The sequence below is a fragment of the Jejuia spongiicola genome (assembly GCF_023502325.1).
In the GTDB taxonomy this organism is placed as follows: domain Bacteria; phylum Bacteroidota; class Bacteroidia; order Flavobacteriales; family Flavobacteriaceae; genus Wocania_A; species Wocania_A spongiicola.
The window spans coordinates 154861-181321 of record NZ_JAMFLZ010000005.1 but is presented as its reverse complement, the minus strand read 5'-3'; the positions used below and the strand labels follow the sequence as shown (position 1 = coordinate 181321).

At 30.9% G+C, this 26461-nt stretch carries 23 protein-coding genes; 8 read left to right on the top strand and 15 right to left on the bottom strand.

What is annotated here, in order from left to right; genetic code table 11:
* Positions 1-2 precede the first annotated feature (2 nt).
* On the bottom strand, positions 3-2513 hold the full coding sequence (locus tag M3P09_RS13105) for a DUF5916 domain-containing protein (protein WP_249973481.1): 2511 nt from the start codon (positions 2511-2513) through the stop codon (positions 3-5).
* Between the two features lie 214 nt (positions 2514-2727).
* On the opposite strand from M3P09_RS13105, the gene folE reads away from it, so the two are divergent.
* Positions 2728-3315, top strand: coding sequence for a GTP cyclohydrolase I FolE (gene folE, locus M3P09_RS13100; RefSeq protein ID WP_249973480.1), 588 nt, complete (start codon positions 2728-2730; stop codon positions 3313-3315).
* A gap of 44 nt (positions 3316-3359) precedes the next feature.
* Entirely contained in the window at positions 3360-3650 is a 291-nt protein-coding gene (locus M3P09_RS13095; protein WP_099563202.1) for a hypothetical protein, read from the top strand.
* Between the two features lie 54 nt (positions 3651-3704).
* Here M3P09_RS13095 and M3P09_RS13090 read toward each other — a convergent pair whose 3' ends face one another.
* The 8 genes from M3P09_RS13090 to M3P09_RS13055 all read right to left on the bottom strand — a co-directional run bounded on the left by M3P09_RS13090 (position 3705) and on the right by M3P09_RS13055 (position 11292).
* On the bottom strand, positions 3705-5951 hold the full coding sequence (locus M3P09_RS13090) for a TonB-dependent receptor (protein WP_249973479.1): 2247 nt from the start codon (positions 5949-5951) through the stop codon (positions 3705-3707).
* Positions 5952-6045: 94 nt separating this feature from the next.
* Entirely contained in the window at positions 6046-6378 is a 333-nt protein-coding gene (locus tag M3P09_RS13085) for a hypothetical protein (protein WP_099563200.1), read from the bottom strand.
* Positions 6378-6680, bottom strand: a complete 303-nt coding sequence (locus M3P09_RS13080; protein ID WP_099563199.1) for a DUF6787 family protein — start codon at positions 6678-6680, stop codon at positions 6378-6380. The genes M3P09_RS13085 and M3P09_RS13080 overlap by 1 nt, the downstream gene beginning before the upstream one ends.
* A gap of 37 nt (positions 6681-6717) precedes the next feature.
* Positions 6718-7161 (bottom strand): DUF6146 family protein, encoded by a 444-nt coding sequence (locus M3P09_RS13075; protein ID WP_099563198.1) that lies wholly within the window; start codon positions 7159-7161, stop codon positions 6718-6720.
* A gap of 123 nt (positions 7162-7284) precedes the next feature.
* Positions 7285-7923 (bottom strand): DUF937 domain-containing protein, encoded by a 639-nt coding sequence (locus tag M3P09_RS13070; protein ID WP_099563197.1) that lies wholly within the window; start codon positions 7921-7923, stop codon positions 7285-7287.
* A gap of 119 nt (positions 7924-8042) precedes the next feature.
* The gene (locus M3P09_RS13065; RefSeq protein WP_099563196.1) at positions 8043-8993 is read right to left on the bottom strand and encodes a D-2-hydroxyacid dehydrogenase; all 951 of its coding nucleotides are present in this window, start codon (positions 8991-8993) and stop codon (positions 8043-8045) included.
* Between the two features lie 101 nt (positions 8994-9094).
* Positions 9095-10159: a 3-phosphoserine/phosphohydroxythreonine transaminase gene (gene serC, locus M3P09_RS13060; protein ID WP_099563195.1), complete on the bottom strand. Its 1065-nt coding sequence runs from the start codon at positions 10157-10159 to the stop codon at positions 9095-9097.
* 74 nt (positions 10160-10233) lie between these two features.
* Positions 10234-11292 carry an acyl-CoA reductase gene (locus M3P09_RS13055; RefSeq protein WP_249973478.1) on the bottom strand — a complete coding sequence of 353 codons (1059 nt, stop codon included), beginning with the start codon at positions 11290-11292 and terminating at the stop codon, positions 10234-10236.
* Positions 11293-11368: 76 nt separating this feature from the next.
* Here M3P09_RS13055 and M3P09_RS13050 point away from each other — a divergent pair, with 76 nt between their 5' ends.
* Together M3P09_RS13050 and speB are read left to right on the top strand one after the other, a co-directional pair.
* The gene (locus M3P09_RS13050; protein WP_099563268.1) at positions 11369-11722 is read left to right on the top strand and encodes a 4Fe-4S dicluster domain-containing protein; all 354 of its coding nucleotides are present in this window, start codon (positions 11369-11371) and stop codon (positions 11720-11722) included.
* A gap of 133 nt (positions 11723-11855) precedes the next feature.
* Positions 11856-12632, top strand: a complete 777-nt coding sequence (gene speB, locus M3P09_RS13045; protein WP_249973477.1) for an agmatinase — start codon at positions 11856-11858, stop codon at positions 12630-12632.
* A gap of 32 nt (positions 12633-12664) precedes the next feature.
* Here speB and M3P09_RS13040 read toward each other — a convergent pair whose 3' ends face one another.
* The 6 genes from M3P09_RS13040 to M3P09_RS13015 form a co-directional block, all read right to left on the bottom strand.
* Positions 12665-13405, bottom strand: a complete 741-nt coding sequence (locus M3P09_RS13040) for a class I SAM-dependent methyltransferase (protein WP_249973476.1) — start codon at positions 13403-13405, stop codon at positions 12665-12667.
* A gap of 11 nt (positions 13406-13416) precedes the next feature.
* A complete protein-coding gene (locus M3P09_RS13035; RefSeq protein ID WP_249973475.1) occupies positions 13417-14019 on the bottom strand; it encodes a short chain dehydrogenase in 603 nt (200 codons plus the stop codon).
* A gap of 96 nt (positions 14020-14115) precedes the next feature.
* Positions 14116-16872, bottom strand: coding sequence for a TonB-dependent receptor (locus M3P09_RS13030; protein ID WP_099563190.1), 2757 nt, complete (start codon positions 16870-16872; stop codon positions 14116-14118).
* Between the two features lie 147 nt (positions 16873-17019).
* Complete coding sequence (locus M3P09_RS13025) at positions 17020-19950, bottom strand: TonB-dependent receptor (RefSeq protein WP_249973474.1); 2931 nt, start codon at positions 19948-19950, stop codon at positions 17020-17022.
* A 53-nt stretch (positions 19951-20003) separates the two neighbouring features.
* Complete coding sequence (locus M3P09_RS13020) at positions 20004-20999, bottom strand: FecR family protein (RefSeq protein ID WP_249973473.1); 996 nt, start codon at positions 20997-20999, stop codon at positions 20004-20006.
* Between the two features lie 95 nt (positions 21000-21094).
* Positions 21095-21670: an RNA polymerase sigma factor gene (locus M3P09_RS13015; protein ID WP_099563187.1), complete on the bottom strand. Its 576-nt coding sequence runs from the start codon at positions 21668-21670 to the stop codon at positions 21095-21097.
* Positions 21671-21879: 209 nt separating this feature from the next.
* Here M3P09_RS13015 and ychF point away from each other — a divergent pair, with 209 nt between their 5' ends.
* The 4 genes from ychF to M3P09_RS12995 all read left to right on the top strand — a co-directional run bounded on the left by ychF (position 21880) and on the right by M3P09_RS12995 (position 26460).
* Positions 21880-22974, top strand: coding sequence for a redox-regulated ATPase YchF (gene ychF, locus M3P09_RS13010; RefSeq protein WP_249973472.1), 1095 nt, complete (start codon positions 21880-21882; stop codon positions 22972-22974).
* 72 nt (positions 22975-23046) lie between these two features.
* Positions 23047-23499 carry an SRPBCC family protein gene (locus M3P09_RS13005; protein ID WP_099563184.1) on the top strand — a complete coding sequence of 151 codons (453 nt, stop codon included), beginning with the start codon at positions 23047-23049 and terminating at the stop codon, positions 23497-23499.
* A gap of 76 nt (positions 23500-23575) precedes the next feature.
* On the top strand, positions 23576-24478 hold the full coding sequence (locus M3P09_RS13000) for a DMT family transporter (RefSeq protein WP_099563183.1): 903 nt from the start codon (positions 23576-23578) through the stop codon (positions 24476-24478).
* 119 nt (positions 24479-24597) lie between these two features.
* Positions 24598-26460 carry a DNA topoisomerase IV subunit B gene (locus M3P09_RS12995; RefSeq protein ID WP_099563182.1) on the top strand — a complete coding sequence of 621 codons (1863 nt, stop codon included), beginning with the start codon at positions 24598-24600 and terminating at the stop codon, positions 26458-26460.
* Position 26461 lies beyond the last annotated feature (1 nt).

The window sequence follows — 26461 nt, the reverse complement described above, 5'->3', positions numbered from 1 at the left end:
GATTAACTATTACTTTTCTTCTTGAATACGTTCTTTAAATTATTATAGTCAATAAAATATTGAAGCTTCAACGAAAATACGTGCTGTATCGGCTGATCAAATAAAGTGCTTAGACTATTAAAATAGTCGTCTGTAGATGCTGAATCTGAATTAAATAGAGAGTTTCTATATAGAGCCGTTAATTGACTACCTGGTGCAAATTGCCACGAATAACGCAAATCTAAATTCCAGGTATTAAAATTAATATTTGGACTTTCTTCTAAGCTATCAGTATTATAACCATCGGATGTTGATAAACGGCCATCACTTTCAAGTGCAAATAGGTCATAATCATAATTTACAGTACTCCAAAAGTTTCTAAAAGTTAAACTTAATGCATGCAACGGATTAAAATTATATGCCCCAGACAGACCATTTTCGATAGAAACAACATCGCGCTCACCAAATATAATATCGTCATTGATATTATCAACAAAGCCTCGACTTCCTTTATTGTTTTCATATTCTAACTCATAAGAGATTCTAAACTTATCATTTAGTCTTAAGGTAGGTTCAATTTCAAAACTATAACCAAATAAATCTCGTTCCTTATCAAAAAGAGTAAAAGTTCCTATACTTGTTTCAATAGAAAATGTTTTATTTTGATTAGTTTCTAGCCAAGTACTAATAAATCCAACATTTTTATAAATAAAAAAACGTTTGTTTTCAAAATCTCTTGGCTCAAAATAATCATATTGCTTACCAGGTTCAAAATTAATTCTAGCACCAAACCACATAAGTTTTTTTGTTTGTGCATTGAAACGAATACCAAAGTTTGTTCCTGTAAACGTACTTGGGTTATACAATCTGCGATAGTTTACCCATGTATTAATGCGAAAGCTATTTAATTTCTCTGTTGGTTCGAATATTTGATAAGAAGCATCAACACCAAAGTTATTAAAGTTGTTTCTATTGTTTAACCCTAAATCGTTAATATCATATTCTTCATCAGCAAAACTATGGTCGAAACTATATCTAAACTTACCATGCGTTTTTCTAATCATAAAAAAAGAACTTAAGCCAGTACTGTTCCCTTCTCTTAAATTGACATTGCTCATTTTTACCTGACCTCTAACATTGTAAGTGTTTCTCTTATTAGAAATGTCTGCTAAAAGCCCTGTAACATTGGCATCTCTATAGCTTCCGTTTCTTGTAACGTTGGTGTTAATAAGGCTTACTGATGAATTCCCGTTGAATTGCTGATCGATTACCAAAATATTATAATTGGCTAACGATTCTGTAACTCTATTTCTATACGAAATAATGCTATCTGTTATGGTTTGAGTAGTTTGATCTCGAATATACTCAGTAGTTTTAATTCTTGCCTCTGTTTTTTCTGTTACGGCATTAAAAAAACCAACTCCTAACCCTTTTTTAGTACGCCCAGAAATTTTTACAGCATTTAGCGTTTTAACTGTACTTGGGTTATCTATAATTTCTTCATTAATATTATTGTTACTGATTAGTTCGTCTTCAATACTTTCTTGTTCAATTGGCGAACTACCAATACGTCTTGAAAAAAACAAATCACCCTTATTAAATAGGTCAACCCCTTCTTTGAAAAATTGGCGCTGTTCACTAAAAGTTTGTTCAAATGGACCAAGGTTTAATGTTACATTATCAAACGCTGCTTGACTAAAATCGGGTATTAGAGTAGCATCTAATGTAAAGTTTTCTGTGATGCCATATTTAACATCTAGACCTACGTTTAAATCTGTTTCATGCTCGCCATCAAAAGATGTAGATATTCCAGATACAAATGGATAGAAACTTAGTCTAGTTGGGGGCTTAATATTTTTAATACCTGTTAATTCTCCATGATAAATTCCAATGTTACCCTTTGATCTATCAATGGGATTCCACGAATATTGCGAGTTGTCTATCCTAAAACGTCTATGAAATTGTAAGCCCCATGTTTGAACATCATCGTTGGAAAATCGAAGTGCTCTATATGGTATTTTCATTTCAACAATCCAACCATCATCAACAATTTTTACAGCACTGTCCCAAACTGCATTCCAACCAAAGTCTTCACCATCTTCAATACTAGGAGAAGCAATAGCATCAGCTTGAGTGCCAGAACTAAAAACAAAAAATTCTGTATCATTTTGTGCATCATTATTTGGATTTAATACAACACCAAAAAAATCTGATTGCCCAAAATTATCTCGACTTGTAAATTGTTTTTGAATATTTTCGGGTTTATCTTTTAAATATGCAGCAACATAAATGGCATTGTCATCATAAGTTATCTTAACAATTGTTTTTTGATGTGCTCTTTCTGCAACACCCATTTCTGGTCTAAATTGAGTAAAATCTTTAGCCTCATCTACATTTTTCCATGCGTTGTCGTTTAAGATTGCATCAATTTTTGGTGCTTTGTTTGTTCTTACAATGTTTAGAGTTTTTTTATCCTGTGAATAGGTTAAAAAAGAGAATAATAAAATAAAGCAGAGCGCAGTTAATTGCCTCATTAAAGTTAGTTTAGTTTTCTTTGGTTGATAAATCAAAGACCAGTTTTATCAGTAAATGTTACACTTTTAACAAAACTACAGTTGTTGAAAATGTAATAATCATAACTAAACGTTAAAAAACCGAAGTAATTGTTAACATTTTTTTGAAATTATAGTTAGAATAGAACGTCTAATATTTTTTGCCTATTTTTATTTAAACTATTAAAGTTAAAAAATGCCATATAAAAAGGTTGAAGAGTATAATATACAAGTAACAGATGATGTTAAGGATAGATATAAGAATATTATTGAAGATTTAGGTGAAAATACAGATAGAGATGGTTTGTTAAAAACACCAGAACGTGCCGCAAAAGCTATGCAGTTTTTAACACAAGGATATCATCAAGATCCAGTTGAAATTCTTAAAGGTGCCATGTTTAAGGAGTCTTACAATGAGATGGTTATTGTTAAGGATATTGAATTGTATTCGCTTTGTGAGCATCATATTTTGCCGTTTTTTGGGAAAGCCCATATTGCATACATACCAAATGGGCATATAGTTGGCTTGAGTAAATTACCTAGAATTGTAGACGTGTTTGCAAGACGCTTACAGGTACAAGAAAGATTAACAGAACAAGTTTTAGATTGTATTAATGATACTTTAAAACCTCAAGGTGTTGCTGTAGTTATTGAGGCTTCACATATGTGTATGATGATGCGTGGTGTACAAAAACAAAATTCTATTACAACAACTTCTGGATTTAGAGGGCAGTTTGAGAAAATTGAAACTAGAAATGAGTTTTTAAAATTAATTGGAAAGTAATTTTGGTATGTTTATTGCGTTATATTGTTTATAAATAAACACTTATGAATTTAGAAAATTTAAGTAAAAATAAAAAACTTGCTTTAAGTATATTATTTGATGTTATTGGCATGGTTACCTTTATAGATATAATTTGGGCTCCAGCATCTGCTTATTTAATAAGCAAAATGTATAAAGGGACTAAAGGAAAAATTGCTGGTGTGGTATCTTTTATTGAAGAAGCCATTCCAGGTTTTGACATTATCCCTACGTTTACTATTATGTGGTTTTTAACCTATGTATTTAAAAAAGAAGAAAAACCAATTGTAGTTGAGGTTGAAGTGGGGAATGAATAACAAAAATATTAGGAAATAAAAAAAGCCTTTCAAATTTGAAAGGCTTTTTTTTGACTATAAGTTATATGTTAATTCTAGATTAATGTTTCTTCCCATATTAAAAATTCCATCAGGTTTTAAACGTGATAAATGATTTATGTAAGATTTATTAGTTAAATTATTTCCAGATAACGCGATGCTTAACTCGTTATTAAAAACTGAAAAGCTTCCGCCAATACCTGCACTTAATAGGTTATACCCTTGAGTATTTGTTTCAAAAGCACTAATGTTATTTTGCTTAAATGTAGATTTTAATTTAGCAAACGCATAGCCCTTTTTTATCCAATCATTATCAAATTCTACTCTTATAATATTGCTTATTGAGTTTGCTGGAATAAGAGGTAAATAATCATCATTTTTTTGTTTCCCAGTAACCGTTTCAAAACTCGACTCAAAATGTAACCAATCTAAGGGATGTGGGTGTAAATGCAATCCAAATTCACCACCATAAAGCTTAGCATCACTTTGTAAATACAAATAAACAGGAGTGTTATCAATAATATTACCATCAGGAGAAAGAAAAATATAATTGTTTATATTGTTGTAAAAACCATTGGCAAAAACCTCAAAATGCTCGTTTTTAAATTCTAAAGCGATATCAGTTTGAAAGTTTTGCTCGCTTTTTAAATCATTATTTCCTATTTCGTATCGATTAGTACCTTCATGAGTCCCATCAGATGTTAGTTCAGATAAGTTTGGTGCCCTAAAACCAGTAGCTAAGTTTATTCTGGCTGTAATATTTTGTGTAATACTCTTTTTTATTCCAAAAGCTCCATTATAGCTGTTAAATGTTCTATTAATTCCATTTAAAACATCGATGTTTCGATTATCATAACGTGCACCAAGTTGAATATCTACTTTTTCAAAGTGGATATGAGATGTTGCTAATATCCCAAAATCATTGGTTGTAGCATCTGGAATTAATTGTTCTTCTCCATAATTTGAATTGATTTGATTCATGCCTTGAATACCAACAATAGTTTCAAATTTGCCTAGTTTAGGTAAGCTATATTTAACATCATAATTAAACGTTTTCAATTTCATGTGTAATGCAGCTTCTAAAATTTCATCCTCTTCATGCTCATCTTCATGCTCTTCATCTTCATGCTCTTCATCTTCATGCTCATCTTCATCATGGTCATGATGTTCTTCAAACTCTTTTCTATCATTATAAATGTATCCTAAATTAACATCTAATTTTGAGCCATTAAAAAACATAGATGTTTTCGAACTAAACACATGATTTGTTATGTTTTGAAATGGTAATAAAGGTGTTTTGTTTTTTGACTGCTCACCAATTTCCTCAGGAATTCCTAATTTAGAATTATTTACATTATATCTAAAATCAGTTTTAAATGCATTGTTTTGATAGCCAATACCTGCTTTAAAGTCTTGCTCTCTAAACCTTGTATTAGTTACACGATAACTTTTTGTATTATAATCAGAATGTTCAGTTAAATTCCCTCTAAATAAAAATTTAAAATTATTTACGGAAGATTTATAACCTGCATTAGTACTAAAACCTTGGGTATTACTATAATAAGTTGCACTTAAATCTCCTGATGAAGAATTGCTATTTGCAAATCGTTCTGGGTTTAAATATAAGATACCTCCAAGGGCATCACTCCCATAAAGTAGGGATGCAGGGCCTTTAATGACTTCAACACTTTCAATACCAGAATTGCTTATACCTAAACCATGTTCTGCCCCAAATTGTTGATTTTCTAATCGAACTCCTTGCGTATATACTAATACACGATTAGAGCTTAAACCCCTAATTACAGGTTTGCCTATACCTAACCCTGTAGTTATACTTTCAACACCAGCAATATTAGTAATACCATCTGCTAATGTTACGCTACCACTAGACTTTAAATCTTTTATGGTTTTCCGTTCTACTTTCATCACGTTATCGCTTTGTAGTTTGTGGAATGGAGTAGATATGATAATATCTTCCATTTCTATAGCGGATGGGGATAAACTAATACTAATATTATCCTTTATTGGAATTGTAACATCAAGAGACTTAGTTCCATACCCAATAATTGAAACGACTATATTGTATGTTCCGGAGGGTAAATTTTCAATAGAAAAAAAGCCTTGTTCATTTGTGTAAGTTCCTTTTTCTATGTCGGTTAAATAAATATTTACAAGAGCTAAACCTTGCTTTGTATCTGCGTCTATAACTGTTCCTTTTATTGTATTTTGGCTATATAGACTAGTGACTGCTATTAATAGCAATGTATTTAAAAATAATTTCATTAATAAGTGTAATTGAGATTTTCGAAAAATGCGAAAATCTATTAATTTAATAGTTTAGATTCTGAATATGTTTATCCAGAATTGATAAAAAATATTAAATTAAAACGGGAGGTCCGCGAAGTGAAGTTTGTAAACGTTGATATTCACTTAAAAAATGATACTGAGAAATGATTTGTTGAGCCTCACTTTTTTCTAAAAACAAATCTACGTTGAAAAGCGAGTAAGTAAAATTCTTATTAAGCTTAAATTTATAAAACTCGCATTCTAAATCTACTTGGTGAATATGCGTTGAGTTATCTCCTTTGCAAACAATATGGTTATGATGCTCAAAAATATGAGCAAATTTTACAGCAATTGGTACTAAAAGCAATGCAGCTATAAATAGTGTGCAAAGCCTAAAAATAATATGTTCTTTTATATGCTGCATTAATCGAAAAAACGTTTAAAACCAATTCTACGAAGCATCTTTTTTTCAAAGTTCCAAAAAAACTTGTACTGACCAAAAATCCAGCCAAAAAAAACAAGCATAAATTGATACATTATAAAAAGAACAACTATGCGAATAGTCCAGTATCCAAATGCTCCAAAATTTTCGTTAGAAATGTTCAAATAATTTAAAATAGGTTTACCTATATAAGATGCAGTAGAGCCTGTAACAGCAAATACAATTAGAATAATAATAATTTGCCAATTATTTTCAATTCCCCAACGCTCTTTTAATTTCTTCACAAAAAACTATTTGATTGCAAAAATAGTTAAAAGAGATTTAAATTCTAGGAACAAAATTACCTAATCTTTGATTGTAGGTTAACTGAAAGTAAATAAAGTAGTTATACAATTTATAATTTACATCATACCCGTAATCTATTCCTGGTTGGTAATCAATTTGCATTTCATATAGGTTAGAGTTAAAGCGATTAGGCTGTAGTACTCTTTGATTCCATTCTATTACAAATTGATAATTTCTATTTTCTAAAAACTGTTGCGAATAATAACCTTCTGGTCTTGCTCTGCTAGTTAGCCAGAAATTAAAACCGGGCTCAATAATAATAATTTCGTACTCTAAATCATCATTAGCAATTTTAACAGTATCATTAGATACCATTTTGTTTTGCTCCTCATTGTTATTGCTATTTGACGAAATTTGTTTTGATGTATTGCATCCAATTAGGAAACCTAATACAAGTAGTAAGTATACAAACGTTTTCATAACTAAAGTTTTTTTATTAAAAATACAAAAAACCTGCCTTGTAACAGTCTGATTTTAAATATTTTTAATAAAAAAATGCCAAACCATATGGTTTGACATTTTGAACTTATAATTTAAAGTTGTTTATTTTCCTCCAAAAAGACCACCTAATAATCCACCAAGTCCGCCTTTCTTTTTATTACCTCCTAATACCATTCCTGCAACATCATCAATAACGCTACCATCTCCATCAGCATCTAAAATAGATTCTAAAAAACTTTGCTCTTGTTGTTTTGAATTACCACCAAGTAACCCTCCTAATAACCCTTCTATACCACTTGGACTACTTACCTGTTGTTGTCTAGATTGTTTTCCTAAAACACCCATTAAAATAGGAGCAGCAACTTTTAATATTTGTGCTATAGAACCAGCATCCATTCCAGACTTTTGGCTTAAAGCATTTTCAACGTGCTGTTGTTTTCCTCCTAAAACATGACCTAATATTTTTCCACCATCTTCAAGAACATTTGAATCTACTCCTCCACCAAACAAGCCTCCTAAATTATCTAAAATACTGCCATCGTGTTTTCCGTTTAAAGCTCCAAGTAAGCCCTCGGCACCTTGTGGTGTTGAAGCATTTCTTTTCATAGCTTGCATTAGTACTGGCAAAGCCATGGTTAATACATCTTGCGTTTTATTTTGAGGCTGATTAGTTTGGTTAGAAACTCCGCTAATAATTGTTTTCCCTAAGTCACTATTTAATAAATCTAAAATTCCTGACATGATTTTTTTTAATTTAAATGGGTTAATAAAATTTGATTTGAAGGTACAAAAAAAGTCCCAACATATAGTTAGGACTCCAATTTATTGATTTGGTCACATTTTATTCTAAAAGAGGTTTTCTATCCAAGAATATTAATTATTTGTGCCGCTAATTCTGTTCCAATTCTATCTTGTGCTTCATTAGTTGCAGCACCTGTATGTGGTGTTAGGGATAATGCTGGGTTCATTAATAATTGAATTTCTGGTTTAGGCTCTTTTTCAAAAACATCTAATGCTGCTCTTGCTACTTTGCCATTTTCAATAGCTTTTACAAGTGCTACTTCGTTTACAACACCACCACGAGCTGCATTGGCTATTATAACACCATCTTTCATTATGTTAAACTCAGCTTCATCAATAACGTAATCTTTTTGAGCTGGAACATGCAATGTGATAAAATCTGATTGTTTTAAAACATCCTCTTTAGAAATGGTTTGAATTTCAAAATTTACTTTTTGTCCATCAAAAAATTCTAGCTCCAAATTTGCCTTTTCTAAAAATGGATCAAAAGCAATTACCTTCATACCAGCGCCAAGGGCTACTTTTGCAGTAGCTTGACCAATACGTCCAAAACCTAAAACGCCTAAAGTTTTTCCTCTTAATTCAGTACCTTTAGCATAAGCTTTCTTTAATCCTTTAAAATTACTATCTCCTTCTAAAGGCATGTCTCTGTTTGAGTTATGTAAAAAACGAGATAATCCGTAAAGGTGCCCAAATACCAATTCTGCTACAGAATGAGATGAAGCAGCTGGAGTATTTATAACAGAAAGCCCTTTTTCTCTAGCATATTCAACATCAATATTATCCATACCAACACCACCGCGACCTATAATCTTTAAACTTGGGCAGGCATCAATTAAATCTTTACGTACTGTAGTTGCACTACGTACCAATAAAACATTTATTTGTTTTTCGTTGATGTAGTTTTCTAATTGTTCTTGAGCAACAGTTGTTGTGATGACCTCATAACCACCCTTTTCAAGAGCATCAATTCCACTTTGAGAAATACCATCGTTTGCTAATACTTTCATTTTTTATTTTTTTATCATTACTTAGAAGTAGAAGTATGCTGTCGTAATCTTTTGGTAAGATACCTTCACTTCGTTTTTAATGATGATTAACTAATTAATTTTTATGCTTTACTTTCTAATTCACTCATTATTTCTACTAATGCTTTAACGCTGTCTAACGGTAATGCATTATACATTGATGCTCTATAACCACCAACACTTCTATGTCCATTTAAACCATTTATACCTCCTTCTTTCAACATCGTTTCAAAGGTTTCTTTTAGGTTTTCGTTTTCTAAAGTAAACGTTGCATTCATGTTAGATCGGTCTTCTTTAGTAGCATAACCCTTAAATAATGGGTTTAAATCAATTTCAGAATACATTAAACGGGCTTTCTTTTCGTTTTCTTCTTCAATAGCGGCAATACCACCAAGGTTTTTTAGCCACTCTAAGGTTAACATCGATGTGTATACGGCAAAAACAGGAGGTGTGTTAAACATACTGCCTTTACTTATGTGTGTTTTATAATCCATCATTGATGGAATTTTTCTCGATACTTTACCAAGAATATCTTCTTTAATTACAACAAGAGTGGTACCAGCTGGTCCCATATTTTTTTGCGCTCCTGCGTAAATTAAATCGAATTGAGTAAAATCTAGTGTGCGGGAAAAAATATCACTACTCATATCACATACCATAGGAATATCACATTTAGGGAATGATTTCATTTGTGTTCCAAAAATGGTATTGTTAGATGTGCAATGAAAATAATCATAATCTGAAGGAATATCGTAACCTTTAGGAATATAATTAAAATTTGCATTTTTGGATGACGCTACTTCATATATGTCATCATAAATTTTGGCTTCTTTAATAGCTTTATCTGACCAAGTTCCTGAATTTAAATACCCTGCTCTTTTTTCTAAAAGGTTTAAAGCAGTCATTAAAAATTGGGTACTTGCACCACCTTGTAAAAACAGTGCTTTATAGCCTTTGCCTTCTAATCCAAGTAATTCCAATGCCAGTGCTCTGGCTTTTTCCATAACATCAACAAAAGCTTTACTTCTGTGTGAGATTTCAATTAACGATAAACCGCTGTTATCAAAGTCTACGACTGCCTCTGATGCTTTTAGTAAAACTTCTTGAGGTAAAATACATGGTCCGGCACTAAAGTTATGTTTTTTCATTTTGTAGTGAAATTTAAGATGCAAAGTTGCTAATTAATTGACGATTATGTGTTATAAAATTGATAATTTTTAAGCTATATTTCTAATAAAAATGCAATAGAATCTACATCATCTGCATAATCCCAAAGTTGTGGTTTTTGGGTGGCTCCAAATCGAATTTCATTTTCTGAAAATCCTTTTGAAACTATACATTGAATTTGGTTAGCTTCTACTTTTGTTTTTTTCCTTAGTTGTTCTATGTCATCATAATATTCATAGAACAAAGTTGCAATAGGTGATGCATAACTTTGGTCTTCTTTAATCATAAAAAAACCATTTTCAAGCATATCAAATTCGCTCATTAAATACACGGCTTTATTATAGTCATAATTGTTAGCATATTTAGCTTTTTCAATTATTGGATGCCAATGATACATTGCTTCAAAAAAAGCATCAAAATTATAGCCTTTTGGCACAAAAAGTTTGGATACATTTCTGCAGCCTAATCCGTAATATCTAAAAATGTCTTCTGAAAGGTTTTTTAAATCTTCATTTGACTCTTTACCATTTATAATTGCAATTGAATTTCTATTGTTTCTAATAATTGATGGTTTATCTTTAAAATAATACTCGAAATAACGTGCTGTATTATTACTACCTGTGGCAATAACAGCATCAAAATTTTCGATTTTCTCTTCAGTAAAATTGATTTTTCCTTTAAAATCATTTTCAACATATTCTAAATATTTAGCTAAATAAGGTAGTAGGTGTTTATCGTTTGATGATTGCTTAACCAATACATTATGCCCAGAAATTAAAACCGATAAAAAATCATGAAACCCAACCAGTGGTATGTTTCCGGCCATAATTATTGCAATTTTTTTAGGAGAAACAGCATCTAATTGGTAAGGTTTTAGCCATTTTGATAGATTTTCAAGAGTTAAAGAATTTGACCATCCACTTAATGCAAATTTTATATTTTCTTGAGTAAACCATCCATTGTACTCTTCGGCTAATTTTAATTGATGTTTAAAACCATCAAAGAATATATCATTATGTTTCACATTATCCTTTTTTTGGACAGCTTCATTAGAAAATTGACTTATAAAATCGCCTAATTTCACAAAAGCGTTAATTCTTTGTTCTAAATTCATTCTATATTTGGTTATGAATGGTTTTGGCTTTATTTTTGCGTCTGCAAATTTAAGCAAACTCAAGAGAAAAAACGCTATGGCAATTATAATAACAGATGAATGTATAAATTGTGGTGCTTGCGAACCAGAATGTCCAAATACAGCAATATATGAAGGTGCAGACGATTGGCGCTACAAAGACGGTACAAGTTTAAACGGTACCGTAGTTTTAACTAATGGTGAAGAAGTTGATGCTGATGAAGCACAAGAGCCTGTAAGTGATGAGATTTATTACATTGTACCAGACAAGTGTACAGAATGTAAAGGATTTCATGATGAGCCACAATGTGCAGCAGTTTGTCCTGTGGATTGTTGTGTACCTGATGAAGATGTTGTTGAAACTGAGGATGAATTGTTAGCTAAACAACGTTTTATGCATCCAGATGGTTAAATTGATAATTGGTATTAAATTATAAAACAAAACCCAAGTGAAAACTTGGGTTTTGTTGTTTATAGGCTTTATTAGGATTATCTTTACTAAGTACAAAATTATTCGTAATTTGAATATAATAGCCATTAATAAAATGACAAAAATAATTATTCAAGGAATACAGTTTGATGAGAAATCATCATATCAAAAAGGCTCAAAACTAGCACCACCATTAATTAGAAAGGCTTTACATAGTGGTTCTTTAAATTTATTTGCTGAAAACGGAATAACTATAGAAAACGATTTTATTAAAGATAAAGGAGATTTTGAAATTACTGAGTATTTTGATATTGAAAGTATTACAAAGAAGCATATAGATGATAAGGCAAAAGTTTTTACATTAGGAGGTGATCACTCCATAACATTTCCAATAATTAAAGCTTATAATAAGAAATACCATAAGTTGGATATTCTTCATATTGATGCTCATTCAGATTTGTATGATAATTATGAAGGGGATAAGTATTCTCACGCTTGTCCGTTTGCAAGAATTATGGAAAATGATTTTGCTGCTAGATTAGTACAAGTTGGTATTAGAACTTTAAATACTCATCAAGCGGGGCAAGCAGAGAAGTTTGGTGTAGAAATTCACCAAATGAAAAATTTAGATTTAACTACAATATCTAAATTTGAAAACCCGCTTTATATTTCTTTAGATATGGACGCTTTCGATCCTGCATTTTCACCTGGAGTATCACATCACGAACCTGGTGGTTTATCATCAAGAGAAGTAATTAGTTTAATTCAAAATATAGATGCTGAGGTTGTAGGAGCAGATATTGTGGAATATAACCCTAATAGAGATTTTCAAAATATGACAGCTTTTTTAGCCGCAAAAATGATGAAAGAAATATTAGTAAAAATGATGTAACAGGTCATAATATAAATAAATGGTTTCCTGAATTATATTTTTTTTGCAACTACTACATAAGTGTCAAAAGCATAGCTTTTTCGGTCTATGAATTCTAGAAGTTCAAAATTATTTAGATAAAGGAAAAGCTCCCATTCGTTTTTTGTAAAAGCTCTAACAATAGACTTATCTTCAGTTAGTTTTATAGTTTCTGATTTTGTTTTTTGATAATAAGCCGAATCCCAATTAAACATGAAATTATCTAAATTATTATCTTTCATATAGCTTTCTCTATAATAGCATTTGTTATCAAAGTATGCTTCATGATATACTTTTTTTCCTCCTTTTATACTTTTAATAAATCTATTGGCATCAATAAAATCAAAACACAGTATACCATCAACAGTTAAATTATTGTGAATAGTTTTTAAAGCACTATGTATTGTTTTATTACTTAACAGATAACTTGAAGTTCTTCCAGTTATGATTGTGGATTCTAAAGGTTTTTTAAGTGCGTATTTTGTTATATCTCCCTGAATAAATGTACCACTGGGGTTTTTTAATTTACTAAGACGAACCATATCTTCACTTAAATCTAAACCGATATAGCCTAATGTTGAGTTTATAAAACGTTTAGCTAGATTTCCTGAACCGCAACCAATCTCTAAGACATTACTTTTTTTGTGTTTATTAATTAAGTTAGAGTAAAACTTATACTCATCGTCATAATCAATAAAAGATTGGTACATTTCATCATAAACTTTTTCAAAACCATTACTATAGAGACTTTGCATGGCTTAGTATTTTATTCGTAATATTTAATAATGCTACCGTTGGTTTTTCCTTCTACACTTCTTACATATGCGTTAATCACTTTTTTCATAGGCACAGGATTATGACCAGGAAAATAATCTTTATATTTTTCATAAGCATCTTCTACCATACCTAACGAAACTACATTTAGTCTAGTTCCAATTGGAATTTCAAGAGCAGCGGCTTGTGCAAAGCTATGTATTCCTCCATTTACCATAGCTGCACTAGTGGTTTTCATAACAGGATCATCTGCTAATATTCCTGTAGATAATGTTATAGAACCATTGGAGTTTAAATAATGCTGACCTATACGAACTAGATTAACTTGACCCATTAATTTACTTTTTAACCCAATGTAGTAGTCGTCTTCTGTAAGATCATTAAATGGAGCCCATTTTGCCTCTCCAGCAATGCAAATAACAGCATCTACTAATCCTGTTTTATCAAACATTGATTTTATTGATTTGCTATCTGCAATATCCACTTTTATGTCGCCTGAAGTTCTACCTGCTATAATTACTTCATTGTTTTTTGAGAAATGATTAGAAACTTTGCTGCCAATGGTGCCGTTACCTCCAATAATTAATATTTTCATCTTTATATTTTATTTCAAGTTAGTAATTTGAGATATAAAAAAAAAGTGCCACTCTATAAAAAAGCGGCACTTTTAATAATTAACTACTCAAAATTGTTAAAATTTATAGTTTAACGATAAGTTAAACATAGTTCCTAATTGACTAAAGTGATAACCATCGTATGTCATTTGAGAATAACGTTGGTTAAAAGTAATTAAGTTAGATTGATTTTGTACTTGTGCAGCATCTGCTAAAATAGCTTGTCCAGCAGCATTTTCTGCTTTAAAACTCCATTCTGGTAACACATTTAATAAATTGTTTACATTTAATGCAATAGTTAATTTATCATTAGCATTAAAGTTAATACCTAAATCTGTAACTATTTTTGGCGTAAATTCTGTTCTTAAGTCATTACTCATACCTTGTTGTTTGAAAGTTGTTTTTCCAAAGTATGTGTTATTAAGAGACCATCCCCATTTACCAATATCATAATTTGCACCTAAAATCCATTTTGTTTTTGGTCTAGATGTAAAGAATAAAGCTTCTTGAGTAGGTGTTACAATAGTTTGACCAGCTGCTAAAAATGCTGGATCTTTTACAGCACCATCTCTTTCGTTTGTAATAGTGTAATTACCAGATAAGTTAAGATCTAACTCTCCAGAACCAAGTGAAATATTTTTTTGACTAATAACGACATCCAAACCAGATGTTTTAGTGTCTAATGCATTTGCAAAGAAACTTAAATCTGATAATCCAGCAAAAGCAGGAGAGTTTGGAGGAGTAACCTCAGAACCTAATACAATTCTGTCTTCAACATTAATACTATAATAATCTACAGTAAAACTTAATGTACTTGTTAATTTCCCTCCTACACCTATAGTAAAGTTGTTAGATGTTTCAGCATCTAATTCTGGAAGTCCCAATAATTTAGCTTGAGTAGATACATTGTTTACTAAACCACCAACTTGAATACCTTGACCAGGAATAAAACTATATTGTGCTTTTTGAGTGTAAATTTGATGTAATGTAGGCGCTCTAAATCCTGAAGAGATAGAAGCTCTTGCTGTAAGTTTGTCGCTTAGTTTTAAACGAGAACTTAATTTGTATACAAATGTGTTTCCAAAATCTGAATAGTTCTCTGTTCTTATTGTTCCACTTAGTAAGAAAGCTTCGCTTACATCATAATCCAAAGAAAAGTATCCACCAATATTATAACGGTTAAATTTTCCTGAATTTTCAGGGCTATTACCTGAGAAAGAATCGGCACCACCACCGTCATAAGAGTCTAATCCGCCTTCAATTACTTCAAAAACCTCGTTTCTAAACTCAGCACCAAAACCAATACTTACCTTATCAGAAAGGATTCTGTTAATATCTATATTTCCAACATTATGAGTAAAACGAGTACCTCCTGGATCGAATGACTGAGCACTGTTAGATCTGTACAATTCAGAACCTGCAGTAATTTCACCATCATCAACAGACCCATTATTATTTGCATCTACCCATGTTGACGGAGAGTATACTAAGTTTCTATTATGAGAATTATTTACTTTATATGTTTGGGTATTGCCACCAGTAGTATAACTTAAATCAACATTCCATTCGTTAATTTTAGTTTTAATACCAATTGTACCATTGTAATCATTTAATAAACCTTCAAATGTTGGTACATAACCATCATATCCACCTGGGTTAGTTGGGTGGTTACCTGGGAAAAAGTCTGCTAAATATGGAAAATCTGTAACTGTTCTCCAATATGGTGTTCTGTAGTTTGCAAAACTGTTTACTTTTTTATAAACATAAGCAGCGTTAAAATACATTTGAGTATTATCACTTAAATCAAAACCACCATTTACCAAAAATTTTGAAGCAGCTGTTTCTGGAGACCCATTTATGTTTCCTGCATCTGGGCGGCGCGATAAAAATTCTTCTACATCTGCAATATTAGCTCCAAAATCGGCAGCTTCACCAGCAGCATTTACTGTGCCTGGTCTGTTAGCTAAGTTTACTTTCGAAAAGTCTATAGTATAATTTATGAATCCTTTATCATCTCCAATAGTACTACCATTGTTAACACTAATACCAAACATTTCGCCATCACCTTCAGACGTCATTCCTCCTCTTAAAGTAGCTGAACCATTGTTAGGAGAATCTTTAAGTATAATATTCATTACACCAGCAATAGCATCTGATCCATATTGTGCAGATGCTCCATCACGTAGTATTTCTACACGTTTAATAGCGTCCGTTGGAATTGCAGAAATATCTGCACCAGTTTCACCACGACCTGGAGAGGTTTGTGTATACAATAAAGCACTTAAATTTTTACGTTTACCATTAATAAGAATTAATGTTCTACTTGGTCCCATGTTTCTAATTTCATAAGGATCTAATAAAGAGGTTGCATCGTTTACAGGTGTTTGTACCGTATTAAACGATGGGATTCTATATTGTAGTGCTTTATCAAAAGTAGCTTGACCTGTAGAAGTTAATTCTTTAACTCCAACAACATCAACAGGTAAAGGTGTATCAACATTACTTCTTGGTGCTGTACGAGAACCTACTAGTACAATTTCTGCTAATGCTTCACCATCAGATAACGATACACTTATTTGAGTTCTTCCGTTTACAGCTTCTTCTTTGGTTGAATAGCCTACATAGCTAAATACTAGAGTACCGTTACTGTCTACAACTATAGTGTAGTTTCCGTCAAAATCTGTAGTAGTTCCATTTGTAGTGCCTTTTTCTATAACATTTACACCTGGAACACCAATACCGTTTTGGTCGGTAACTTTTCCAGTTACATCTTGCTGTGCAAAAGTAAGTGAGACACTAAAAATTAATAAAAATAAAAGAATTGTGTTTTTCATAAAAGAATTGTTTAGTTATTATAAAGAATTAGTTACTTATATAAGTTATAAGCACATAAACCTTATAATATACTCGTTGAAGCTTAACTTTTTTTTAACTCATAAAAATTATTTAAGTTAAAAACCTGAAAATCAATTGTTTAATTTTTAAAACTTATATGAAATATTTGAATAGAAAAAAGAACCGTTTGTTCCCATTTGTACAGAATCCCAATATCCGCCACTATCCGTCCAATTATTTTGTTGGGCAGTTGGGTATATGTTGAATATATTGTTTGCGCCTAATTTTAATGCAATTTTATCAGTTAAAGCATAACCAATATTAAAGTCTGTAGTTAATTTAGAATTATAAACATCAGTTGCCTTTTGCAATCTATCTATTTCGTCAATGTATTCTGAATTTGGATCTTCAATAATTAAAGGCTGATAGATTTGCCAATCTACTAGTGTTACTTTACTAAAACTGGTAAGAGTTAGGTTTGTATTAATCTTTTTATTAGAATAGTTTAAATTTAAATTAAACTTACTTTTTGGAGCAGATGCTAATAAGAAATATTGGTCGCGTATGCCAAAAAAGGTTTCTTCATCTAGAGTTTTATTTTTTATTTTATCAATGGTCATTCTATTAACATTTCCAGCAAAGGACACTATAAAATTATTGTTCATAATGTTCTTTTTCCATGTTAATATAACATCTATACCTATTGTGCTTGTATTTACTCCGTTAGTAAAAAACTGTACATCGTTTACATTTAAATTAAGATTTGATGCGTCAAAGTTTCCTGTTAATATAATTCTATCTTTTATGTTTACATAATAGGCATCAACAGCGGCTTTAAAATTTTTAGTTTTTGCAGTAAAACCAAAACTACCATTAATTGCCTTTTCTTCAATTAAGTTTCCAATACCAAAACTTCTTGTAATTGGACTATCATTTAATTCTAGTAAAGATTCTGATGGTTCACTACCAATAAAATTTGTGAATTTCAAGTTGTAATAAATTTGAGCTAGTGAAGGTGCTCTAAACCCCGAACTAAATGAGCTCCTTATATTAAAGTTGTCATTGGCTTTATATCTTGATGATAATTTAATATTAAATGTGCTACCAAAATCGCTATAGTTTTCGTAACGCCCTGCAATGCCAAACATAAATTTATTTGTAAAATCGAATTCAGTATCTACATATACAGCTAGATTAGATCTAGTTTGGTCTACTTCATTTTCTGGAGCATATCCCGGAAACCCTTGAGACCCTCTAGGGCGCGGGAAACCATTTAGCATTATTATATCACTAGTTGGAGTATTCTGGTTAACTATATTGTTGTTAATATCAAAAGCTGCATATGAACCTATTTCTCCAGCAAATATTTTATAATTTTCTATTCTATATTCTGTTCCAAAAGCAATATTTATTCCGTTAAGAATATTTTTATAAAACCTTGTAAAATCTGCTCCTGTAGTATTTTGATTTAGTATATGCCCACCAGCATCAAAACTTGTAGGCGAATGAGAAAGCAAAGTTGCGTTTAGTGTTTCTTTAATAAAATAATGAAAGTTGTTTTTACCAAATGTATTATTAATATCTACGTTCCAACCATTAAATTGAGTTCTAAAACCAGTAGAAATAGAGTTATCCTTTATTTTTGCTGTTATTAATGGGTTGAACCCATTAGGATAAATTTCGAGTACATTTCTAGGACTATCAGCAGGTCTTGTAAAGGCATAAGATTCTGAATCTCTATAGCTATAGCCTCCAAAAGCATAGAAACTTGAATGGTTGTTTATTGGAATTTCTGTATTTATAAAAATACTATATTCATTCAAACCAGCTTCGCCATATTTTTCTCTAAAATCTGCTCCTGGTCTTAAAGTTTTTTCTTTCGATAAGTATTCGGTTGTTAAATTGATAAACCCTTTTTCAAAAACCTTCATTCCATAATTACCAGATAGTTTCATAGTATTTCCATCTATACCAGAAGTAGGGTTTGTAAAATTTCCTTTGGCATTAGCATTGTTGAAACCATAGGTAATATTTCCATTAAAGGTGTCTACTTTGTCTTTTAAAACAATATTCATAACTCCAGCTATTGCATCTGAGCCATATTGAGCAGAGGCACCATCACGTAAGATTTCAATTTTTTCTATAGCTGAAGCTGGTATGGCGTTTAAATCGGTTCCTGAATTCCCTCTTCCGCGAGTACCATACAAATTAATTAAAGATGACTGATGTCTTCTTTTTCCATTGATTAGTATTAAGGTTTGATCTGGGCCTAAGCCTCTTAATGTTGCTGGAACAATATGATCTGCGCCATCTGCACCAGATTGTTTTGAAGCGTTAAAAGAAGGGATAACAAATTGAAGTATTTGATTAATTTCTATTTGCCCAGTTCTATTAGTTGCTTGTTGTAATTGAACAATATCTATTGCCGAGGGTGTGTCTAGAGCTGACCTATTTGCGTTTCTAGAACCTACAATTTGAACTTCGTTTAAAGACTCTCCCTGTTCTAATACAATCGTTATATCATTTTCATTTTTAATAGCAATTACTTTTGAAGTGTAGCCAACATAACTTACAGTAATAAATAGGTTGTTTAGCGAATTTGTCTCTAAACTAAAGTTTCCGTTTGTGTCTGTAGTAGTACCATTAATGGAACCATTTTCAATAATGTTAGCTTCAACTAAAGGCTCATTAAGTAGATTAACAACTTTTCCTCTTATTACATGATTGGTAAAGCCATTTGAATTTGAAATTGTAGCAATGGTTTCATTTAAGCGTTTTTTTGCTTTTTCAAACGATGCTTTCCCTTTTTCGCTATCATTATAAATTACATAGTAATTATTTCCTAAGTTATCGAAATGAAGATTGGTTTTTACCCTTAAATAATCAATTATAACTTGTAAATCTTTATTGTTTAATTGATTTGTATCAACTTCAATGTTTTCAAGTAAGTCTACATCATATGTAAAAAACACTTGTTGTTCTTCACTTAACTTGGATAAAAACTGTGTTAATTTTATTTTTTGATTTTCGGTATTCTGTGCATTTAAACCAAAACTATATATTATAACCAAGACCATTGTCAAGATTACTTTCAAAGGTTTATTAGAATACATTTTACGCAAATTAGAACCTAATTTTTGTTAATGTATAACTTATTATCTTGATTAACAATAGTTACTTGTGCAGATTTCTCGATGGTTTTAATACAAATTTCTAAATCTTGAGTAGGGACAGCACCAGTTATTAATACAGTTTTACTAGCGTCATCTTCAAAAACAGCTGTTATACCATAGGTGTCTTCAATTTTACTCATAGCAGTCTCTAAGGTAGCACGATCAAAGATTAAAGACCCATTTTTCCATGAGGTTTGTAATTCTGGTCTAAGAATTCTTTTTTCTTCAATAATTTTATCTGCTTTATACGAATAAGAAACTAAATCTCCAGGAATCATCTTTTTTTGTATACCATTATTTAGTTTAAGAGCAATATTTCCTTCTTCTAAAAATACTTGAGTTCTGGTATTGCGATTGTTTACATTAAATGAAGTACCGTAAACTTCAACTTTTAAATCTTCAGTTATTACAAAAAATTTAGCATTTGTGGCAGGTTTTTTCTCTACATTAAAAAACGCTTCGCCTTCTAAAATAACTTCTCTAACATCATCATTATTGTAAGATAGAGAAGAATTTGAGTTTAATTTAACTTTAGTTCTATCTGGAAGTGTAATATCAATTATTTCTCCATAAGCTGTTTTATGGGTAACAGTAGTGGGCTTGCTTGCTAGATAAAAAGCAGATATAGAAATAAGCAATACTATAGTCGCAGCAATACTTTGGTATTTTATGTTTTTATAGAAAGGAATTTTATAAACTTTATTAGTATTAGTTACGTTTTGCTCAAATTTTTCCCATGCATCAAGGGTTTTTTCCTCAGAAACATAAGATTTGTTAAACTTAACACCAACGAGAATATCTCTTGCATCAAATACAAGTTGTTTTTTACTTGGGTTTTCTCGAAGCCAATTATCCCAAAAATCAACATCAGCCATTTGTTTTTTATGCACCCAATTAACAAATGAAGCATCATTTATTAAATCTTCTATTTTTGTATATGTTCTATTTTCCATAAACTGAGAGACTATTCAAAAATCTTCTTTTCTATACTTATTATAAGAGTCATTTACATTTTATATACTCTCTTTTTTAAGTATTTATTTATTTTTTATACAATATCTTTTAAAAGCTCATTAAGTGATGCGTCTTGGCGCAATTTTTTAATGCCTTTGTGTACTAAATTTAATACGCTTTGATAATTTATTTCCAAAACCTTTGCTATTTCATCAATATTTAAATCGCTATAATATTTTAAGTACAAAACTTCTTTTTGCCTATTAGGTAATTCATTTAAAAGATTAGCTAAATTTTCTTGCTTTAAAGCATCAATTTCTTGTTGAATAATAACATCTTCAGCAGAAAAATTTATTTCGACAAAAAAGTTTTCTTTTTCATCATAGTTAATCATTTTTGAAGCTTTTTTTATTTCACGAAATAAATGCCGCCTAAATGACACATATAAATACGGTTTTATCGAATTTAAATCAGCTAAATTTTCTCTGTGTTCATAAACATAAAGAAAAAACTCTTGCAAACAATCTTCGGTTAATTGCTCATTATAATTAGAAAGCTTTAACCCGTAATTATGTAATAATGGATAATAAATTTTAAACAAAGTAGAAAATGCTTTTAAGTCACCTCTTTTTAGTGAAACCCATAAATCATAATCTGTTAAGTTTTTCATAATCAGCTTGTAAGCAATCTAAATGATTAACAAAGTTAAATTTAGATTTCAACAAATATAGATTATTTTTTATATAGATTAGAAATGCTATTTTCATATTAAATTAAAACTGAGAAATAGCTAATAGATTTCTTAATACAAACAACTATATTTGCACTCGCAAATAAAAAAGATTCTCTTCTACTAGGGAATTAAGAAAAAAGAATTCAATGAAAGCCGGAATTGTAGGATTACCAAACGTAGGAAAGTCAACGTTATTTAACTGTTTATCTAATGCCAAAGCGCAAAGTGCAAACTTTCCTTTTTGTACTATTGAACCAAACATAGGTGTAGTAAATGTACCAGATCCGCGTTTAGAAAAATTGGAAGAGTTAGTGAATCCAGAACGCGTTCAACCTGCAACTGTAGAAATTGTAGACATCGCTGGTTTGGTAAAAGGGGCAAGTAAAGGAGAAGGTTTAGGAAACCAGTTTTTAGCTAATATTCGTGAAACTGATGCCATACTTCATGTTTTACGTTGTTTCGATAACGAAAATATTACTCATGTAGATTTAACGATTGACCCAATTCGAGATAAGGAAACAATTGATATGGAATTACAGCTTAAAGACTTAGAGACAGTTGAAAAAAAGCTAGATAAGGTTAAGCGTGCTGCTAAAACAGGAAATAAAGAGGCTCAAAAAGAAGAGGCTATTTTATTAATTTTAAAGACAGGTTTAGAAGAAGGAAAATCGGTTAGAGCTTTAGAGTTTTCTGAAGATGATTATAATGATTTTGTAAAACCATCACAATTAATTACTGATAAACCAGTAATGTATGTTTGTAATGTAGATGAAGGTTCGGCAGTTTCAGGTAACGATTATGTAAAACAAGTAAAAGAGGCGGTAAAAAACGAAAACGCTGAGGTTTTAGTGCTAGCAGTTGGCACAGAAGCAGATATTAATGAATTGGATGACTATGAAGAGCGTCAAATGTTTCTTGAAGATATAGGGCTTGATGAAGCAGGTTCGGCAAAATTAATACGTTCAGCATATAAATTATTAAATCAACAAACTTATTTTACAGCTGGTGTTAAAGAGGTTCGCGCTTGGACTATTGATATTGGAGCCACTGCACCACAAGCTGCAGGTGTAATTCATACCGATTTTGAGAAAGGTTTTATTAGAGCTGAGGTTATTGCTTATGACGATTATGTTGCATTTGGTAGTGAATCAAAGGTGAAAGAAGCTGGAAAAATGAGAGTAGAAGGAAAGAATTATGTCGTTAAAGATGGTGATGTAATGCACTTTCTTTTCAATGTTTAAAACTTAATAATTTCTTAACTATTTTTTAATCGTAAGAATTTTAATATTTTCGTTCTCTTAAATTCGACTAGAATGCCATTAATAGAGATTGAAACTGAAATTAAAGCAGACATTAAAACTTGCTTCGATTTAGCTCGTAATATTGATTCTCATCAAGAATCTTTAAAGCATTCTAATGAAAAAGCTATTGCAGGAAAAATATCTGGTTTAATAGAATTAGGAGAATGGGTAAGCTGGGAAGCTAAACATCTAGGTTTTGTACAGCATTTAACCTCAAAAATTACAGAATTTGATTCACCTAATTATTTTGTAGATGAAATGGTTTTTGGTGCTTTTAAATCGTTTCGTCACGAACATATCTTCCGCGAAAGCGAAAATGAAACCATAATGATTGATAAATTTAATTTTGAATCGCCCTATGGTATTTTTGGCAAATTAGCAAATTGGTTGTTTTTAAAAAGGTATATGAGTAAACTTTTAAAAACAAGAAGCCAATTCCTAAAAGAAAAGGCAGAGTCTATTTAATCTTCTTTTTACTTGAACATCGTAATTATATATTGTTTCGAGTAATAGCTAAAACTCACTAGTTTATATTCGTTTCATGAATGTGACCAAATCTTTTATTTACGGAGTATTAATAGGGGTTTTAGGAATAGTTTTATTTTCTTCAAAAGCGGTTATGGTAAAGCTGGCTTATAACTACAATGTAGATGCCATTAGTATACTACTGTTACGAATGTTATTTTCATTTCCTTTTTATTTAATAATAGCACTGTCATCCAGAAAAAAAAACTCCTCAGTAAAAACAACTAAAAATGATTTTTTATGGGTTTTGTTTTTTGGCTTTGTGGGATACTATTTGGCAAGTTATTTTGATTTTGTTGGGCTTACTTATATAAAGGCAAGTTTAGAGCGAATTATTCTCTTCTTATACCCAACTATCGTGCTCATTTTTAATAAAATATTTTTAAAGAAGAAAATCAATAAATTGCAAATAGGAGCGATTATATTAACTTACTTAGGCATTATTATTGCATTTTGGGATGAGGTTGCTATATCTGGCACTAACACTTATTTAGGCGGATTCTTTATTTTATTAAGTGCAATTACTTACGCTTCTTATTTAGTTGGTAGCGGTTGGTTAATTCCGAAATTTGGAGTAATAAAATTTACATCTTATGCAATGTTAGTTTCTTGTTTTTGTGTGTTTGTTCATTTTAATTTTTCTGTTGAATCTAGTATTTTTGGTCATGCTATAGAGGTTTATATATTAGGGTTTTTAATAGCTGTTTTTGCTACTGTAATTCCATCTTATCTAGTATCTATGTCTATTAAAATGATTAATTCGTCAAATTTTGCAATTGTAGCTGGTGTTGGTCCCATATCAACAATCATTTTAGCTACAATTTTCTTAGATGAATATTTAACAACATTACAATTAATTGGGGCTTTTGTAGTAATTATTGGCATATTATTAGTGTCTTTAAAAAAAGAGAATAGTTGATGATTTAATGTTCTCAACAAAAACAATTCTATATTGTTAATTACTTTGTGTAAAGGCTATTTTATTTTTTATAGCGTTGTGTTATATTAGCATCCTATCATTAAATTTAGCTCTATTCTATGGCTCTACAATCCAATTATACCGAAGATAACATACGCTCTTTAGACTGGAAAGAACATATTCGTATGCGTCCAGGAATGTATATTGGTAAATTGGGAGATGGGTCGTCTCCAGACGATGGTATTTATATCCTTTTAAAAGAAGTACTCGATAATTCTATTGACGAGTATGTTATGGGAGCTGGAAAAACTATCGAAATTTCTATTCAAGGTACTAAAGTTACAGTTCGCGATTATGGACGTGGCATTCCTCTAGGGAAAGTGGTAGATGTGGTTTCTAAAATGAATACTGGTGGGAAGTACGATTCTAAAGCTTTTAAAAAATCGGTAGGATTAAACGGAGTTGGTACCAAAGCGGTTAATGCATTGTCATCTTATTTTCGTGTAGAATCTACGCGAGATAGTAAAAGCGCTTCTGCAGAATTTGAGCAAGGTAATTTGATGAATCAAGATTTACTGGATGATACATCTCGTAGAAAAGGGACCAAAGTATCGTTCATTCCAGATGATATTATCTTTAAAAATTATAAGTACAGAAACGAATATATCGTTAAAATGCTTAAAAACTATGTGTATTTGAACCCAGGTTTAACTATAGTTTTTAATGGCGAAAAATATTTTAGCGAAAATGGATTAAAAGATTTATTAAGTGAAAATATTAATGAATCAGATAGGTTATATCCCATTATACATTTACGAGGCGATGATATCGAAATAGCTTTAACTCACAGTAAAACGCAGTATAGTGAAGAATACCATTCGTTTGTTAATGGACAGAATACAACACAAGGGGGAACGCATTTAAATGCATTTCGAGAATCTTTGGTTAAAACGATTAGAGAATATTTTGGTAAAAACTATGACGCTTCAGATATTCGAAAATCAGTAGTAAGTGCCATTGCCATAAAAGTAATGGAACCAGTTTTTGAGAGTCAAACCAAAACCAAATTAGGTTCAACCGATATGGGAGGCGATTTGCCAACAGTAAGAACTTATATTAACGATTTTGTAAAAACATATTTAGATAATTATTTACATAAAAACGCTGATACTGCCGAAAAAATTCAACGAAAGATACTTCAAGCTGAGCGAGAACGTAAAGAGTTATCGGGCATTCGTAAACTGGCTAAAGATAGAGCAAAAAAAGCAAGTCTACACAATAAAAAGTTACGTGATTGTCGTGTGCATTTTGGAGATACTAAAAACGAACGTAATTTAGAAACTACTTTATTTATTACCGAGGGAGATTCTGCATCGGGAAGTATTACTAAATCACGTGATGTAAATACACAAGCTGTATTTAGCTTAAAAGGAAAGCCTTTGAATTGTTACGGTTTAACAAAAAAAATTGTTTACGAAAACGAAGAATTTAATTTATTACAAGCGGCTTTAAACATTGAAGAATCTTTAGAAGACTTACGCTATAATAATGTTGTAATAGCAACCGATGCCGATGTAGATGGTATGCACATTCGCTTGTTGTTGATTACATTTTTTCTTCAATTTTTTCCAGAAGTGATTAAAGAAGGCCATTTGTATATTTTACAAACCCCTCTGTTTAGAGTAAGAAATAAAAAGGAAACTATTTATTGCTATTCTGAAGAAGAGCGCGTTAATGCTATTGAAAAATTAAAACCTAAGCCAGAGATTACACGATTTAAAGGACTAGGTGAAATATCACCAGATGAGTTTAAACATTTTATTGGCGAAGATATTCGTTTAGACCCCATAATGCTAGATGATAATATGTCTATTGAAGAGTTATTATCTTTTTATATGGGAAAAAACACACCAACACGACAAGAATTTATTATTGAAAATCTAAAAGTAGAATTAGATTTAATTGAAGCAGAGAAAGCCTAAT

What these genes read in the sequence shown, in the direction of transcription:
- M3P09_RS13070 (WP_099563197.1), bottom strand. Translation starts at nt 7,923, where the DNA reads ATGTCAGGAATTTTAGATTTATTAAATAGTGACTTAGGGAAAACAATT.
- folE (WP_249973480.1), top strand. Translation starts at nt 2,728, where the DNA reads ATGCCATATAAAAAGGTTGAAGAGTATAATATACAAGTAACAGATGAT.
- M3P09_RS13040 (WP_249973476.1), bottom strand. Translation starts at nt 13,405, where the DNA reads ATGCAAAGTCTCTATAGTAATGGTTTTGAAAAAGTTTATGATGAAATG.
- M3P09_RS13050 (WP_099563268.1), top strand. Translation starts at nt 11,369, where the DNA reads ATGGCAATTATAATAACAGATGAATGTATAAATTGTGGTGCTTGCGAA.
- M3P09_RS13020 (WP_249973473.1), bottom strand. Translation starts at nt 20,999, where the DNA reads ATGGAAAATAGAACATATACAAAAATAGAAGATTTAATAAATGATGCT.
- M3P09_RS13090 (WP_249973479.1), bottom strand. Translation starts at nt 5,951, where the DNA reads ATGAAATTATTTTTAAATACATTGCTATTAATAGCAGTCACTAGTCTA.
- ychF (WP_249973472.1), top strand. Translation starts at nt 21,880, where the DNA reads ATGAAAGCCGGAATTGTAGGATTACCAAACGTAGGAAAGTCAACGTTA.
- M3P09_RS13075 (WP_099563198.1), bottom strand. Translation starts at nt 7,161, where the DNA reads ATGAAAACGTTTGTATACTTACTACTTGTATTAGGTTTCCTAATTGGA.
- M3P09_RS13065 (WP_099563196.1), bottom strand. Translation starts at nt 8,993, where the DNA reads ATGAAAGTATTAGCAAACGATGGTATTTCTCAAAGTGGAATTGATGCT.
- M3P09_RS13105 (WP_249973481.1), bottom strand. Translation starts at nt 2,513, where the DNA reads ATGAGGCAATTAACTGCGCTCTGCTTTATTTTATTATTCTCTTTTTTA.
- M3P09_RS13085 (WP_099563200.1), bottom strand. Translation starts at nt 6,378, where the DNA reads ATGCAGCATATAAAAGAACATATTATTTTTAGGCTTTGCACACTATTT.
- M3P09_RS12995 (WP_099563182.1), top strand. Translation starts at nt 24,598, where the DNA reads ATGGCTCTACAATCCAATTATACCGAAGATAACATACGCTCTTTAGAC.
- serC (WP_099563195.1), bottom strand. Translation starts at nt 10,159, where the DNA reads ATGAAAAAACATAACTTTAGTGCCGGACCATGTATTTTACCTCAAGAA.
- M3P09_RS13015 (WP_099563187.1), bottom strand. Translation starts at nt 21,670, where the DNA reads ATGAAAAACTTAACAGATTATGATTTATGGGTTTCACTAAAAAGAGGT.
- M3P09_RS13030 (WP_099563190.1), bottom strand. Translation starts at nt 16,872, where the DNA reads ATGAAAAACACAATTCTTTTATTTTTATTAATTTTTAGTGTCTCACTT.
- M3P09_RS13095 (WP_099563202.1), top strand. Translation starts at nt 3,360, where the DNA reads ATGAATTTAGAAAATTTAAGTAAAAATAAAAAACTTGCTTTAAGTATA.
- M3P09_RS13005 (WP_099563184.1), top strand. Translation starts at nt 23,047, where the DNA reads ATGCCATTAATAGAGATTGAAACTGAAATTAAAGCAGACATTAAAACT.
- speB (WP_249973477.1), top strand. Translation starts at nt 11,856, where the DNA reads ATGACAAAAATAATTATTCAAGGAATACAGTTTGATGAGAAATCATCA.
- M3P09_RS13000 (WP_099563183.1), top strand. Translation starts at nt 23,576, where the DNA reads ATGAATGTGACCAAATCTTTTATTTACGGAGTATTAATAGGGGTTTTA.
- M3P09_RS13055 (WP_249973478.1), bottom strand. Translation starts at nt 11,292, where the DNA reads ATGAATTTAGAACAAAGAATTAACGCTTTTGTGAAATTAGGCGATTTT.
- M3P09_RS13035 (WP_249973475.1), bottom strand. Translation starts at nt 14,019, where the DNA reads ATGAAAATATTAATTATTGGAGGTAACGGCACCATTGGCAGCAAAGTT.
- M3P09_RS13025 (WP_249973474.1), bottom strand. Translation starts at nt 19,950, where the DNA reads ATGGTCTTGGTTATAATATATAGTTTTGGTTTAAATGCACAGAATACC.